The sequence below is a fragment of the Streptacidiphilus melanogenes genome, from assembly GCF_000787835.1.
GTDB classification, from domain to species: Bacteria; Actinomycetota; Actinomycetes; order Streptomycetales; family Streptomycetaceae; genus Streptacidiphilus; species Streptacidiphilus melanogenes.
The window spans coordinates 1-12,570 of sequence record NZ_BBPP01000088.1 but is presented as its reverse complement, the minus strand read 5'-3'; the positions used below and the strand labels follow the sequence as shown (position 1 = coordinate 12,570).

General features: G+C 72.0%; 19 protein-coding genes and 1 pseudogene. 8 read left to right on the top strand and 12 right to left on the bottom strand.

What is annotated here, in order from left to right:
- Nucleotides 1-78: 78 nt before the first annotated feature.
- Nucleotides 79-531 carry a hypothetical protein gene (locus TR49_RS38975; RefSeq protein WP_042391084.1) on the top strand — a complete coding sequence of 151 codons (453 nt, stop codon included), beginning with the start codon at nucleotides 79-81 and terminating at the stop codon, nucleotides 529-531.
- 147 nt (nucleotides 532-678) lie between these two features.
- Nucleotides 679-801, top strand: a complete 123-nt coding sequence (locus tag TR49_RS47125; RefSeq protein ID WP_439654171.1) for a hypothetical protein — start codon at nucleotides 679-681, stop codon at nucleotides 799-801.
- 73 nt (nucleotides 802-874) lie between these two features.
- On the opposite strand, the gene TR49_RS38970 is transcribed toward TR49_RS47125, so the two are convergent.
- Together TR49_RS38970 and TR49_RS38965 are read right to left on the bottom strand one after the other, a co-directional pair.
- Nucleotides 875-1,246, bottom strand: a complete 372-nt coding sequence (locus tag TR49_RS38970) for an STAS domain-containing protein (RefSeq protein ID WP_042391083.1) — start codon at nucleotides 1,244-1,246, stop codon at nucleotides 875-877.
- Entirely contained in the window at nucleotides 1,246-1,485 is a 240-nt protein-coding gene (locus tag TR49_RS38965; RefSeq protein WP_042391081.1) for a hypothetical protein, read from the bottom strand. Before TR49_RS38965 ends, TR49_RS38970 begins: the two co-directional genes overlap by 1 nt.
- A 146-nt stretch (nucleotides 1,486-1,631) precedes the next feature.
- On the opposite strand from TR49_RS38965, the gene TR49_RS38960 reads away from it, so the two are divergent.
- From TR49_RS38960 to TR49_RS38950, 3 genes are all read left to right on the top strand, one after another.
- A complete protein-coding gene (locus tag TR49_RS38960; RefSeq protein ID WP_042391079.1) occupies nucleotides 1,632-1,955 on the top strand; it encodes a helix-turn-helix transcriptional regulator in 324 nt (107 codons plus the stop codon).
- A gap of 504 nt (nucleotides 1,956-2,459) precedes the next feature.
- Nucleotides 2,460-2,804, top strand: coding sequence for a hypothetical protein (locus TR49_RS38955; RefSeq protein ID WP_042391077.1), 345 nt, complete (start codon nucleotides 2,460-2,462; stop codon nucleotides 2,802-2,804).
- 149 nt (nucleotides 2,805-2,953) lie between these two features.
- On the top strand, nucleotides 2,954-3,514 hold the full coding sequence (locus tag TR49_RS38950; protein WP_042391076.1) for a hemerythrin domain-containing protein: 561 nt from the start codon (nucleotides 2,954-2,956) through the stop codon (nucleotides 3,512-3,514).
- Nucleotides 3,515-3,628: 114 nt separating this feature from the next.
- Here the strand turns inward: TR49_RS38950 and TR49_RS38945 are convergent, their stop codons facing one another.
- The 4 genes and pseudogenes from TR49_RS38945 to TR49_RS42265 all read right to left on the bottom strand — a co-directional run bounded on the left by TR49_RS38945 (nucleotide 3,629) and on the right by TR49_RS42265 (nucleotide 5,397).
- Nucleotides 3,629-4,099, bottom strand: coding sequence for an ATP-binding protein (locus TR49_RS38945; RefSeq protein ID WP_052434996.1), 471 nt, complete (start codon nucleotides 4,097-4,099; stop codon nucleotides 3,629-3,631).
- A gap of 87 nt (nucleotides 4,100-4,186) precedes the next feature.
- Nucleotides 4,187-4,507: an STAS domain-containing protein gene (locus TR49_RS38940; protein WP_052434995.1), complete on the bottom strand. Its 321-nt coding sequence runs from the start codon at nucleotides 4,505-4,507 to the stop codon at nucleotides 4,187-4,189.
- Nucleotides 4,508-4,613: 106 nt separating this feature from the next.
- A complete protein-coding gene (locus TR49_RS47120; protein ID WP_439654172.1) occupies nucleotides 4,614-4,922 on the bottom strand; it encodes a hypothetical protein in 309 nt (102 codons plus the stop codon).
- A gap of 144 nt (nucleotides 4,923-5,066) precedes the next feature.
- Nucleotides 5,067-5,397, bottom strand: a pseudogene (locus TR49_RS42265) (helix-turn-helix transcriptional regulator).
- 140 nt (nucleotides 5,398-5,537) lie between these two features.
- Between TR49_RS42265 and TR49_RS38935 the strand changes: the two are divergent.
- The gene (locus tag TR49_RS38935) at nucleotides 5,538-6,179 is read left to right on the top strand and encodes a carbonic anhydrase (protein ID WP_042391073.1); all 642 of its coding nucleotides are present in this window, start codon (nucleotides 5,538-5,540) and stop codon (nucleotides 6,177-6,179) included.
- A gap of 4 nt (nucleotides 6,180-6,183) precedes the next feature.
- Here the strand turns inward: TR49_RS38935 and TR49_RS38930 are convergent, their stop codons facing one another.
- From TR49_RS38930 to TR49_RS46955, 3 genes are all read right to left on the bottom strand, one after another.
- Nucleotides 6,184-6,825, bottom strand: a complete 642-nt coding sequence (locus TR49_RS38930) for an L-threonylcarbamoyladenylate synthase (protein ID WP_042391071.1) — start codon at nucleotides 6,823-6,825, stop codon at nucleotides 6,184-6,186.
- 132 nt (nucleotides 6,826-6,957) lie between these two features.
- On the bottom strand, nucleotides 6,958-8,010 hold the full coding sequence (ku, locus tag TR49_RS38925; RefSeq protein WP_042391069.1) for a non-homologous end joining protein Ku: 1,053 nt from the start codon (nucleotides 8,008-8,010) through the stop codon (nucleotides 6,958-6,960).
- Between the two features lie 1,002 nt (nucleotides 8,011-9,012).
- The gene (locus TR49_RS46955) at nucleotides 9,013-9,261 is read right to left on the bottom strand and encodes a hypothetical protein (RefSeq protein WP_369405373.1); all 249 of its coding nucleotides are present in this window, start codon (nucleotides 9,259-9,261) and stop codon (nucleotides 9,013-9,015) included.
- A 31-nt stretch (nucleotides 9,262-9,292) separates the two neighbouring features.
- On the opposite strand from TR49_RS46955, the gene TR49_RS38920 reads away from it, so the two are divergent.
- Complete coding sequence (locus tag TR49_RS38920) at nucleotides 9,293-9,667, top strand: hypothetical protein (protein ID WP_042391067.1); 375 nt, start codon at nucleotides 9,293-9,295, stop codon at nucleotides 9,665-9,667.
- Here the strand turns inward: TR49_RS38920 and TR49_RS40705 are convergent.
- Both TR49_RS40705 and TR49_RS38910 read right to left on the bottom strand, forming a co-directional pair.
- Nucleotides 9,636-10,613 (bottom strand): GFA family protein, encoded by a 978-nt coding sequence (locus TR49_RS40705; protein WP_052434994.1) that lies wholly within the window; start codon nucleotides 10,611-10,613, stop codon nucleotides 9,636-9,638. The two genes, TR49_RS38920 and TR49_RS40705, sit on opposite strands and share 32 nt — an antisense overlap.
- Before the next feature lie 182 nt (nucleotides 10,614-10,795).
- Entirely contained in the window at nucleotides 10,796-11,134 is a 339-nt protein-coding gene (locus tag TR49_RS38910; protein ID WP_042391086.1) for an RNA polymerase-binding protein RbpA, read from the bottom strand.
- A gap of 169 nt (nucleotides 11,135-11,303) precedes the next feature.
- On the opposite strand from TR49_RS38910, the gene TR49_RS38905 reads away from it, so the two are divergent.
- A complete protein-coding gene (locus TR49_RS38905; RefSeq protein ID WP_052434993.1) occupies nucleotides 11,304-11,792 on the top strand; it encodes a hypothetical protein in 489 nt (162 codons plus the stop codon).
- Between the two features lie 151 nt (nucleotides 11,793-11,943).
- Here TR49_RS38905 and TR49_RS38895 read toward each other — a convergent pair whose 3' ends face one another.
- Nucleotides 11,944-12,246, bottom strand: coding sequence for a hypothetical protein (locus TR49_RS38895; protein ID WP_042391059.1), 303 nt, complete (start codon nucleotides 12,244-12,246; stop codon nucleotides 11,944-11,946).
- Between the last annotated feature and the right edge of the window lie 324 nt (nucleotides 12,247-12,570).

Sequence of the window (12,570 nt, the reverse complement as noted above, 5' to 3'; positions counted from 1 at the left end):
GTCGGGCGCGTGGCGGGGCAGGTCGCGGGTTACACGCCAGAGAAGACTGGCACCTCGTGCCGAAGGAGGGACACCTCTGTGGGCACACACACCACCGCGCAGGCCCGGACCGAGAAGGCGGTCATGGCCGCAGCCCAGGCGGCCGACAGCCTCAAGACGCATGCCGAGCACGCCTCGAGCGCGGCCCGCGCGGCCGCCGTGAGCGGCATCCGCACGGTCCAGAACGCCGTCAGCAGCAGCGGGACGCTGCACGACGCGACCGAACAGGTCAAACACGCAGCCGAGCCACTCAAGGAAACGGCCCAGACCGCCGCCCAGCAGGTGGCGGAGCAAGCCCGGCACACCGCCGGAACACTGACCGCCCGCACCCACGAGCACAGCCGCCACGGGGGCGGCCGGTCGTGGCCGATGCGCATCCTGGTCACGGCCGCGTGCGCGGCCGGCACAGGAGCGTTGCTGTGGTGGCTGGTCCGTGACCGCGAGGAGGAGTGTGCGCCAGCTGTGCCTCTCCAGCCGGTGCCGCCGGCCTGACCCGCTCCATCACCGGGGCGGCCTCGCGGACGTCGACGCGACGAGGCCGGGACAGCCGCCCGAGGGCATTGAGTTCTGCTAGAAGGGAAAGTGACTGTGGGACACGGCGGAAACGTCATTCACGAGCTGACGGTCGATCATCGCGAGGTGGAGGAGAGGTTCGACCGGTTCAACGCCCTGCCGCCCGGCCAGCCGGGACGCAGGGACGTCGCGGACGAGTTCACCATCGAGCTGGTGCGGCCGCTGATCCGCGTCCCGCGTGCCCCCTGAAGGCGGCCCGCCTTCCACCGCGACCGCGCCCGCACCGACCGGCGCTCGGCTGCCTTGGCACCACCGGGCCGGCTCATGCGGGGGGCGGGTCGGGGGTTAGTTCGGCCAGTGCGTGGTGCAGGTCTGGGTGGATGGGGAACAGGGCGGTGGCGTCGGTGAGCTCCAGGACGCGGGCGGTCGCCCGGGGCAGGGCAGCAAGGTGGACGGGCGTGCCGAGAGGCTCGGCGCGCAGGCGCAGGCCGAGCAGGGCGTTCAGGGCGGTGGAGCTGAAGAAGGTGACCTGGGCCAGGTCGATGACGACTGCGCGGAAGTCGGCGAGGGGCTTGTCGAAGGCGAGCACGTCCGGGGTGTCGAAGTCGAGGTCGCCCGCCAGGTGGTAGACCAGCACGCCGCTGGCGTCCTCAGCGGTGCAGCGGGGGGTGAACCGCTCCGGTTGACCGTTCATCACGCTGCCGTCGGTTGGGGTGTGTCCGGCCGCAGGGCGAGCGCGGCGGCCGTGTCCTGCAGGGCGTGCCACAGGTCAAGCGCGCGGCCGCGCTCGTAGGTCAGCGCGGTCGCGTCGGGGTGGCCCTCGGCCAGTGTCAGGTACGCGTCGACGGCTTTGAGAGCCTGGTCGACCGAGCGGGACATGCTTCCGTGTCCGCGCAGCGCCGTGGCCAGCGCGTCGAGTTCGTCCCTGGTCACAGCGCCTCCTCCGTTTCGCGGCATCCGTCATTTCGCAGGCCCGTCGGATGCTTCTCCAGGTTGGCCCCCGATCCGACGAGTGTCAACAGTTGCATGAAAATGGTTTCGTGCTTGCTGTGACAGGTTATCCGGGACATCCTGGGGTGATGGAGGAGGTATCCGCCGCCAGGGCGCCGCAGTGGACGTTCCTGACCAACCATGCCCGGGTGCTGGTCCAGATCGCCCGCGACCCGGGGATCCGGGTGCGTGACATCGCCTCACGCTGCCTGCTGACCGAACGGGCGGTGCTGCGCATCATCGCCGACCTGGAGAAGGGCGGCTACCTCAGCCACACCAGGGCGGGGCGCCACAACCGCTACCGGCTCGTGCCGGGGACCAGGTTGCGGCACCCCGCCGACGCCGGCCCCACCGTCGCCGAACTCCTCACCGCGCTCACCACCCGGCCGCCGCCGGAGACGACCGGCGCATAGGGATCCTCGCCGGCCGGATCCGGCCCCGGCTCTCGCGGAGCGGCCTGACCTGGCCGGGATGACATGGTGCGGCCTGCAGGGTTGTCAGCACGCGCGGGAAACGCAGACGCGTACGGGCGGAGGGAGTGGGATGAGCGCTTTCGAGCTTCGGGCGGAGCACCGGCCCGCCGAGGTCGGACGGCAGGTCCGCTGCTGGCACATCACCCGCACCCGCCATCTGAGCGGTTTGTGCCGGCGCCTGCTCGACCCCTGCGCGGACGCGCTGCCGATCACCGAGGCCGCGGCCATCGCCCCCCGACTGCGCTGCGAGGGCTGCTGGCGCCTGCACGGCCACGCGACCGCGCTCGCACACGCGCCGGACACCGTCACGCCCCGCCCGCTGCCCCGCCCGCTGCCCCGTCCGGGACCCGGGCCGGGGTGTCCCGGCGGCCCCCGCACCGGCTCCGGCGCCTACAGTGGCGGATCATCCACAACAACGGGGTGCGCAGCGAAGGGAGGCCGTCGGTGGTGTTCACGCTCGCGCGCGACGCGGACGCAGTCGTCGTGGTCACCGTCCACGGCCCGCTGACCCCGGACGACCGCCCGGTGCTGTGCCGTGCCGTCGAAGACCAGCTGCGACGGCACGCCGCCCGCCGGGTCGTGGTCGACTTCGGCCCCGGCGAACTGGGGCCGACGGAGGTCAGCGCCGCGCTGCGCATCGACCACATCTGCGCGGCCCGCGACGCGGCGTGCGCGGTGGTGACCGGCGACCGGGACCGGCTGCGCCTGGTCGTTCCGGACGACGCCCCGCCCGGGCAGCGCCTGGTCGTCGCCTCCGATCTCGCCGCCGCGCTCACCGGTGACCCCTGACTCTTTCCCCTGGGCCCTTGGCCGGGTGCGCCATGGGGGCTGACCGGGCGCATGTCGGCTCCCCACCGATAGGCCCCGCACCGGCGGGGCACGGATGAGCCTTCGGGCCGTTCACTCCAGGTGCGGCCGTGAGGAAGGGAGAGCGGGTCGTGGGACACGGCGGGAACGTCATCGAGGAGCTGAAGGCCGACCACCGCGAGGTGGAGGACATGTTCGACAAGATCAACGCCCTGCCGCCGGGCGACGCGCGGCGTAGGGAGATCGCGGACGACTTCACCATCGAGCTGGTGCGGCACTCGGTCGCGGAGGAGATGTACCTCTACCCCGCGGTGCGCGCGCGTGTGGCCGGTGGGGAGGCGATGGCCGACAAGGAGATCACCGACCACGCCACGGTCGAGCGCCTGCTGAAGGAACTGGAGGGCAGGGACGCGGACCACTCCCAGTTCGACACCCTGGTGGCCCGGGTGATCAGCGAGGTCGCCGCGCACGTCGCCGACGAGGAGGCCCGGCTGTTCCCGGCCCTGGCCGCCGCGTGCACCCCGGCCGAGCTGGACGAGCTCGGCGACAAGATCCGCTCCGCCAAGGCCAAGGCGCCCACCCGCCCACACCCGGCCGCCCCCGACACTCCACCCATGAACAAGCTCCTGGCCCCCGGCGCCGGCCTGGTCGACCGCGCCCGTGACCTGCTCACCGGCCGCGGCCGCTCCTGACCGACCCCGCGTCATGACGACGGGTCCCGGTGCAGTACCCCCGCTGCCCGGGTGCCACCGGCCCCGGGCAGCGCGCCCCGATCCCGACGAAGTGGGCCGGCCCCGAAGAAAATGTCACTGCTGCAGCCGGCCGTAGGAGGGAGTGCGGACGGCGACGTCGGCCCACACGGTCTTGCCGCCGCTGTTCGCGGAGCTGCCCCAGGTGGCCAGCCGGGTCAGGATGTGCAAACCGTGGCCCCCCACCTGGGCGGGCCGGTGGGGCGGGCCGGGTCGGGGAGGGTGGTCAGCGGTGGCGTCGGCCACGGCGATCCGCAGACACTGGCCGGAGGGGTCGAGGTCCAGGCGCAGCTCCCGCGCGCCGCCGCCGTGCTGTTCGGCGTTGGTCAGCAGCTCGACCGCGATCAGCAGCGCGTCGTCGGCTCGCTCGGCGTCGCCGCCGATCTCGGATGAGCCCAGATGCCACTCCGCAAGCGCCTGACGGACGAACTCCATCCCCCGCGTCACGGCCAAGCCGCGGTGGCCGCGGTCGGGGAAACGGATGCGGCGGTGGAAGAACGACGTTGGGTACAGGGCGGCGCTGTTCATGGGCCGAGTCCAAGAGGGCCATGCTGCGGACGGGTCGCTGCGCGCCTGCCCACCGGTCACCGATCCACACCCGGGCTCGACGTGTCGTCAGAAAGAGCCGAGGTCATCCACCGCGAGCTCGTAGTGCGGGTAGATCAGGAACAGCCGCTGGGCATCGATCACCTCCAGCAGCCGCTCCACCTGCGGGCTGGGCGCGATCACCGCCAGGGGCACCCCTTCCTGCTCGGCCAGCGCCCGCGCCCCCAGCAGCACGTTCAAACCGGCCGAGCCGCAGAACGTCACCTCGCGCATGTCGACGCAGACCACCTCGGGCCACGACTCGATCGCTCGCCACAGCGCCATCCGCGCCTGCGGGCAGGTGTCCAGGTCCAGGTCCCCGATCAGCGAGCACACCAGGCCGCCCGGCACCCGGCTGCACTCCACCGTCAGCGGAGGCTGCGGCCCAAGACCCGCGGGGAACCCGGCAGTGCTCATCGGCCGCTCCGGAAATCCAGGCGCGCGAAGCGCGCCACCACTACCAGCCTAGGACCGGCGGCAACGGGCCGCCCTGTCCGCGCCCACACCACCGGCAGGTCCGCGAAGGCGACGGCCGCCATCCGGAGTCGGGAGCCCACGTATCCCGCCTCACGGCGGGATCGCACGGGCCGCCGAGAGGCCGAGAGGAAGCCGGTCCAGCTCCTCTGGTTCCACAACCAAGCGCTCGCCGGGCTCGATCTTCGTAGCCCTTGACGATGTCCTTGTGGTCGACTTCCTTGCCGGTGCGCTCGTTGACCCGCTTCAGGCCTAACCCAGGCCTAACCCGGTTCCCGGTGCCGCGCTGCAGCTGATGGAAGTGGACGGTGTGATCCTCGGTAGCGGTGAACGCGCTGGAAGTGGCGGGCGGTTGACCGGGCGCTGGGTGAGATTCCGGGCCCCGGCCGGGTCGTGGTGGATTTGACCGCGGTGGTGCCGCCAGGGCCGGAGATGGTCAGCGGGTGTCGCCGTTGGGGTGGGCGGCGGGGAGGTGGCCGGTGAGGAGCGCGAGCAGGTTGGCGACCTTGGGGCCGCCGTCGGCGGGGTGCCGCAACCCGGTGCCCGGGATCTTGGTAGCGGTTGCCGCGTCCGGATCGGACGTGGGTGAGGTAGCCGGCCTGTTCCAGGTCGGCGATGATGCGCTTGACCGCGCGCTCGGTGAGCAAGCACTCGGCGGCGATGTCCCGCACGCGGATGCCGGGGTCGCGGGCGATCTGGACCAGGACGCGGGCGTGGTTGGTCAGGAACGTCCACTGCGACGGCCTGGGGGCGGGCACCTGCTGCATCCCTTCAGCATGACCGGTGACGAACGACACGGCAAACACGACACAGATTTCGTGTCATTGCTGACCTGGCCACCCGGGCTCCCGGGTCATCGGATCCTACGAACGAGCCGTGGGACCCCACGAGAGGAAGCAGCGCGGGCATGACCGATAACGTGACACCGACACCGAGGGAAGCCTTCGAGATACTGCTGGCCGGCAATCAGCGCTTCGTCGCCGGATCACCGGAGCACCCCAACCAGGACGCCGCCCGCCGCGCCGAGTTGGCGCCGGGGCAGAGCCCGTTCGCGGTGCTGTTCGGCTGCTCCGACTCCCGCCTCGCTGCGGAGATCATCTTCGACCGCGGGCTGGGCGACTTGTTCGTCGTGCGCACCGCCGGACACGTGATGGGCCCGGAGGTGCTCGGCAGCGTCGAGTACGGCGTGAGCGTGCTGGGGTGCCCGCTGGTGGTGGTGCTCGGCCACGACTCGTGCGGGGCGGTCGCCGCAACCCGGGCGGCGGTCGAGGGCGGGGCCACGGGCGACGGCTTCGTGCGCGACGTGATCGAGCGCGTCACGCCCAGCGTGCTGGCGGCGCGCGCGGCCGGGCACGCCGAGGACGCCGACTTCATCGACGAGCACGTGCGCTGCTCGGTCGACCTGCTGCTGGACCGCTCCCGTGCCCTGGCCGACGCGGTCGCCGCGGGGCGCGCGGCGGTGGTCGGGCTGGCCTACCGGCTCACCGACGGAACCGCCCGCCTGGTCACCGCGCGCGGCCTGGACCAGGCGGGCACCGCGGCGGCATGAAGGGTCAGCGCTCGGTGAGGTCGGGCAGCAGCTCCCGGATTCGGTCGGCGCCGACCGCGCCCGCGCGCAGGAGCAGCGGCACCTCGCTGGTGAGGTCCACGATCGAGGACGGCACCGCGGCGGGGGTAGGGCCGGCGTCGAGGTAGACCGCCACGCTCTCGCCAAGCATGGTCTGCGCCGCGTCGCAGTCCTGCGGGGACGGATGGCCGGTGAGGTTGGCGCTGGAGACGGCCATCGGCCCCGTGCGGGCGAGCAGGTCGAGAGCTACACGATGGTCGGGCATACGGACCGCGACGGTGCCCCGGGTCTCTCCCAGGTCGAGCGGTAGCGACGGCTTGTGCCGCACGACCAGGGTCAGTCCCCCCGGCCACAACGCCTCGATGAGCTGCCCGGCCCGTATGGGCAGCTCATCGACCAGGGCGTTCAGCTGGTCGGGGGAACCGATCAGTACCGGGGAGGGCATGTGCCGGCCGCGGCCTTTCGCGGCCAGCAGCCGCGCCACCGCGGCCGGGCTGAACGCGTCCGCACCGACCCCGTAGACGGTGTCGGTGGGCAGCACCACCAAATCGCCGCCACGCACGGCTTCCGCGGCCTCGCGCAGACCCGCGGCCCGCTCCGATCCCTGCGCACAGTCGAAACACCGCACCGTGTGCTTCCCCTTCAAAACCGGGTCCCGTGTTGCCGTGCGCCAGGCTACGCGACACCCCCCGCGCCCGGCCTCACGCGCTGTGCGGGCGTCGGATCCGTTTCGTCGAACTGGTGCTCCTGGAGGCTCGGTTCAAGCGGCGCGGGACTTTTTCCGGCCGGCCTTCTTGATGGCGTGGGTGAGCTGGTCGCGGGTCATGGTGGAGCGGTGCGCGCTGTCCAGGTCGGACGCGCGCCGGTACAGCTCCTGCTTGGTCAGGCCGCTCAGATCCTCCTGCCCGGCCGCCGGGGTGCGCTTCTTGGCGGCCGGGGCCTTCTTCGCCTGCCGCCTAGAGGTGCTGGTTTTGCCGGTCTCTGGTTTCGGCGTGCCGGCCGTCTTCTCCGGTCTCGCTGCGGCAGTGCCGCCGGCGCGTTCGATGCTCGCCCGCAGCGCCTCCATCAGGTCGACGACGTTGGTGCCCTCCTCCGGCGCCCCCTTCGAGACCACGATCTCCCGTCCGGCGGCCTTGTCCTTGACCAGCTTGCGGACCTGCTCCTCCGAGGTGTCCCGGAACTCGCCCGGGTTCCAGTCGGTCGCGAGCATGTCGATCAGCTGCTGGGCCGTCGCCAGCTCCTTGTCGCCGACCTTCATGTTGCCGGACGGCAGCGTGTCGATCTCCTTGCGCGGGTCGCGGACCTCATCGGGGAAGTGCATCGTGTGCAGCGCCAGCAGCCCGTCGTGCGCGCGCAGCGCGACCAGGTACTCCTTGCCACGCATCGAGAACACCGCGACACCCGCGCGGTCGGAGCGCTCCAAGGCCTCGGCGAGCAGCTTGTAGATCTTGGCGTACTCCTCGCCTTTCGGGCCGAGCCAGTAGGTGCGGGCGAAGTAGACCGGCTCCACGGCGGCGAGGTCGACGAAGCCGGAGATGTCGATCGTCTTCGAGCGCGAGGGGCTGATCTGGTCCAGCTCTTCGGGTTCCACGATCACGTACTCGCCCGGCTGAACCTCGTAGCCCTTGACGATGTCCGAGTAGTCGACTTCCTTGCCGGTGCGCTCGTTGACGCGCTTCATACGGACCCGGTCCCCAGTGCCGCGCTGCAGCTGGTGGAAGTGGACGGTGTGATCCTCGGTCGCGGTGAACATCTGCACCGGGACGCTCACCAGCCCGAAAGACAACACCCCCGACCACACCGGACGCGCCATCGCGACCTCCCGTTGTCCGACCCGGCGGCTTCTCCCAGGCTCACTCGGACACGCCCGATGCGCCTCTTGGCCGCTGCGGCGATGGGAGGCGAGATGATGGGAATCCGACTGGGGACGATCAAGGAATGCGGAGATGGTCCGCCGATGGTGCAGCAGGCCGAGCGGGTCGCGGGACAGGTGTAGGACGATCCGCCTGGACCCCGACGGGCGCCCTCTGCTGGCCAGGTCAGCCTCACCTGCTCCCGCTCCAGCCCGGACCAGCGCGCCAAAGAAAACCTGGGCCGGATCCGTGACTGCGGCGGCCCAAACAGCGAGGCATGGTGCGCCTGCCGTGCCGCCAGCTGCGCCTGGCACACCCCCGACCCGACCGCCCGCGCCCACGGCGCAGCCCAAACGGTGTCGGCTCCGTCGGCCGACCCGGACCAGTGCGGCGGTCCGGTCGTGCTCAGCGTCCACACGGACCGCGCCGGAAGACTGTGGCGGATTGCCGAGACCTGCACGCGCTGCGCCGTGCTGATCCCGGACTGCAAGATCCTGGCCGCGGCTGGCGCTCCGGCCCCGCACTGGCCAACCCACCCCGGCCCACCGCCAACGCGGCGGCCGCCGAGGCGGTCGTCGGCGATCCCCGGAGGAGTACCTGCTGACCGCAGGCCAGGCAGCCCACGCACGCAAAGTCCTCGATTACGCCGCTGGCCACGCCCCGCTCCCGACAGCCGAGGCGCGCCTGGCGGTGCTCATGCCCGCGCCGCGTGCAGCCCGCGCTGGTCGGGCACCGGCAACATCACCGCTGCCCGACCAGCCCCGGCTGCTCGACTTCGAGAAGACCACCCGCTCCCGGATCTCCGGCTAGGCCCAGAGATAACAGGCGACCGGAAGCTGCGTAAGAAGAAGGCCGCCCCCGCCACCAGCTGCTCGCCCTGTACACGGGATCGGCGGCCCGGTTGAGGATCTTCGGCGTCGATGCCGCCCCCGGAGCCTGGCGTTGCGCTGCCCGGCGTCCGGTCAGGCGGGAAGCATGGGCAGCAGGAGGCGGGAGGCGTACTGAGCGCCGGTACGGAGAGTGAGCGCGCCTGCGTGGATGTTGTCGGGCCGGTCGTCGGGGTCGTTGTGGAGGAACGGTCCGGAGCCGGTGAACGGGATGGCGAGGTCGGGCCGGGCACTGGTGACGGCGCCGGGGTGGATGTAGTCGTGGGCCTGGACGTCGAGGGTCAGGGTGTGGCCTGCGGTCAGGTGCAGACTGGTGGGCCAGATTTCGACGTCCAGTTCGTAGACGGTTCCCGGGGTGAGCGGCTCGGTGTGGTCGTGTCGGTTCGACCTTGCCTGCTACCGCGACCTCGACCCCTGCATCGACCACTTGCGCAGCGCGCTGACCGACACGGACTACGGCCTCCCGCTGAACGCCCGCATGCTGCACGACCCTGCCCGCCTCGAGCTGCGGGCCCTGGACGGCGGCCCCTGTTCCCTCCTCCTGCTCTTCTCCAGGTGCTCCCCGGGCAGGTTCTGGGCCAAGGATCCAGCACGGGCCGAGGCGGTGCGCGCCCACGCGGAACGCGTCGCCTCGCAGCCCCCGCTCTTCCCGCACCGCGCCCCGACGAGTCACCGCTATCCGCAGCCTGCCTGGACCGTTACCGCGGCTGCGGCTCGGGAGCCAGCGTGATGCTCATCCACACCGGGGCCTGGTCGCGGAAGCTGTAGCCGTACGGCACCAGGCCGGCCCCGGACCGGTCGTCCAGACTGGTGCCGGTCAGCGAGATGGTCGGCGCGCCGTCTGCCACCGAGGCCAGGTTCGCGCCGCAGGTCCCGCAGAACGCCCTGTGGAGCGTCGGCCAGGTCGCGTACCAGGACGGCGTGCCGGACCAGGTCAGCGCCGCCTGGTCGACCGCCACCCACCACATGGCGGGCGCGCCCGCGCTCCTGGCGCAGTGACGGCACGCGCAGCAGTAGACATCAAGCGCTTCCGGACTGGTCACGGTGTAGGTGACGGCGCCGCATAGGCACCCACCCCTCCAGGTCCCGGGCCCGGCGGCCGGCGCGCCCGACTGAGTGGGCACCTGCACCTGGGCCAGGGCGCTGCGCACGCCCTCGCGCAGGCGGTCGTCCACGAGCGTGTCCAGCGGCCGCCAGGCTGTGGCGTGCACTTCGTCGGCCTGCAGCTCGAAGTCGGTGCGCTCGGTGGCCAGCAGGAAGCAGAAGTCGAGATGGAGGTGGTCGGGCTCGCCGCGGGTCTCCCGCCCGGGAACCGGGAACACGTCGACGTGCACGGGCGCGTCCAACAGCCACACCAGGTCCTGCGGCTCAAGGCCGAGCTCCTCCTCCAGCTCCCGCGCGACCGCGCCGGCAAGCGAATTGTCCTCCTCCTCGAGATGGGCGCCGATCGCGGGCAGCCACTTCCCGCTGGCGGCGTGGGCAATGTGCAGGACCTGGCCGTCCGGGTTCAGCACCACGGCACTGGCCGTCGCGTGGCCGCGCCACTCACGCCGGTCGGTCAGATCCACGCCCTGGTCCAGCAGCTGGAACAGCGGATCCACGAAGGCGCGCTGCTCGGGGCGCGCAGCCAGGTAGGCGGTCACGGTCCGGCGCAGATAATCAGCGGTGATGCCCACAGGCGCACACTCCCTACAGGGGTCGGATTGGTCGACCCCCAGAGACTGGCAGCCGCCGCTGACACAGCGTCAGCCACTCGTGTCACGGCCCAGGCGCCGTCCGGGTCCCCTCCCCGGGCGGCGCGGCCAGAGGTTGACGGGGTGCCCCGCGCGGCGGCCGGCAAGGCGCCGCCGGGGCTGCCTCAGATGTTTCCGCGCAGCTTGGCCAGCGCCTCGTTCAGCAGGATCTCGCCTTCCTCCTGGGTACGGCGCTGCCGGACGTAGCCCATGTGAGTCATGTAGGGGGCGTGGCCCTCGGCGACGGGCACGTCGTCGCGATCCCGCCCGGCGGGCAGACCGCACCGGGGGCAGTCCCACGTGGGCGGGACCTCCGCCTCAATCGCGAAGCTCAGCTGCGTGTGGTGCCCCTTGCCGCACCAGAACGAAACGGCTGTCCGTGGGGCGAGGTCGCCGCGCTCCGGCTCCCCAAGCGGCCCGGACCCGACCCGCGCGCCCCTGATGCCAGAACTTCCCTGCGCCACGCTGCCCTCCCAGGCCATGATCCCCACACCCCGGCCGGGCATGGAGCCGCCCAGCTTACGTCCCCCCACCAGGGCGGCAGCCCCAGCCCGGGGCGCAGCCCGCCGAACGACCTGTCACACCCGACCGCTATGGTCGCCCGCACCAGCAGGGATCTTCAAAGGAGCAGCGGTGCTGACGGGTGTGCTGATCGCGGAGAGCCTGCGGCCCGGCGCAGACCTACGGGTGCCGCTGACCCTCACCCGGATCTGGCGCGTCACCGTGGCAGATCCGGCACCCGGGCAGCCGGACGCGTGGACGCTGATGGACTTCACCGCCGACGACACCGTCGCCAAGCAGCTCGCCCAGGCGCTCGCCGACACGCTCTCGCCGACCGGCGGCTGGTACAGCAACTACACCGCCACCGGCGACCGTCCGGACGTCCTGGTCTACGTCGCGTTCCCCGGGCAGGTGCACCGGTACCGGCGCGGTGACGGTGAAGGCCGACGCCGGGCCGTCGACACGGCCTGGCCCTGGGTATCCCCGCCGAGCAGCTCGACTGGACCGAATGATGCCCGGCCACAGAACCCGCACCACGGCCCGCGTCGCGCGCGTCCAAGGGGCCCGGGCGTGGTGCACCCTGGAGTCGTTCTGCGCCGCGGCCGCGCTCGTGCCCGTTGAAACGGCGATGCTGGTGCGGGTCACCGACCTGTCGGCCGAGCAGCTGCTCGGGCAGGAGCTGACAGTGCGTGTCGATGCATCAGCCCTGCTCGAAGAAGACCTGAGACCTGCCGGCTGGGCACGGGCCGACGGACGGTCGACCGGGTAGGCCTCACGGCTCCTCCTCGGCTATGTCCGCATCGTGCTGGTTGTCGCCTGCGGCGCGTTCGGTGTCGGGGTCGCCCTGGCCGCAGTCCATGCAGTCCGAGCTGCCGATCGGCCCCATTCCGCCGCAATGCGGGCAGCCGCCGGGGAACACGACTGGTCGTCCACGGTTGCAGGCCGGGCAGCGGTCTTGCGGGGACATGTCCCTTGTCAGGATGCGGTGCGCGAGGCTGGTCGCGCCCCCGACGATGGTCCAGCCCGACGCGGCGGCAGCCGCGCGGATGCCGCCGGGCTCGCTCTCGGTCTGCAACCGGGTGAAACTTCCCTGGCAACGCGGGGAGTTGCACCGCAGCCGCATCAATGCCTCAGCCGTCAACTTGCCCTCCCCGGCCCGTCGCTGGGGCGGACCGCGAGGCTACCGGCCACCACCGACAGACCGGGGTGAGGGGTCAGTTGGCGCTCTACACCGCCCCGCGGTTGCGGGCGTATCGTCCCGGACGTGATTCCCGAAGACGACGATCCTGCAATGAGCCCGCAGCAGCGCCGGCCGGAGCCGCCTCGACCGCGGATCGCCCCGGCCGAGGTGCTCTTCGACCGGCCGCGACGGGACGAGCACCGCGATGTCCTCAACGCG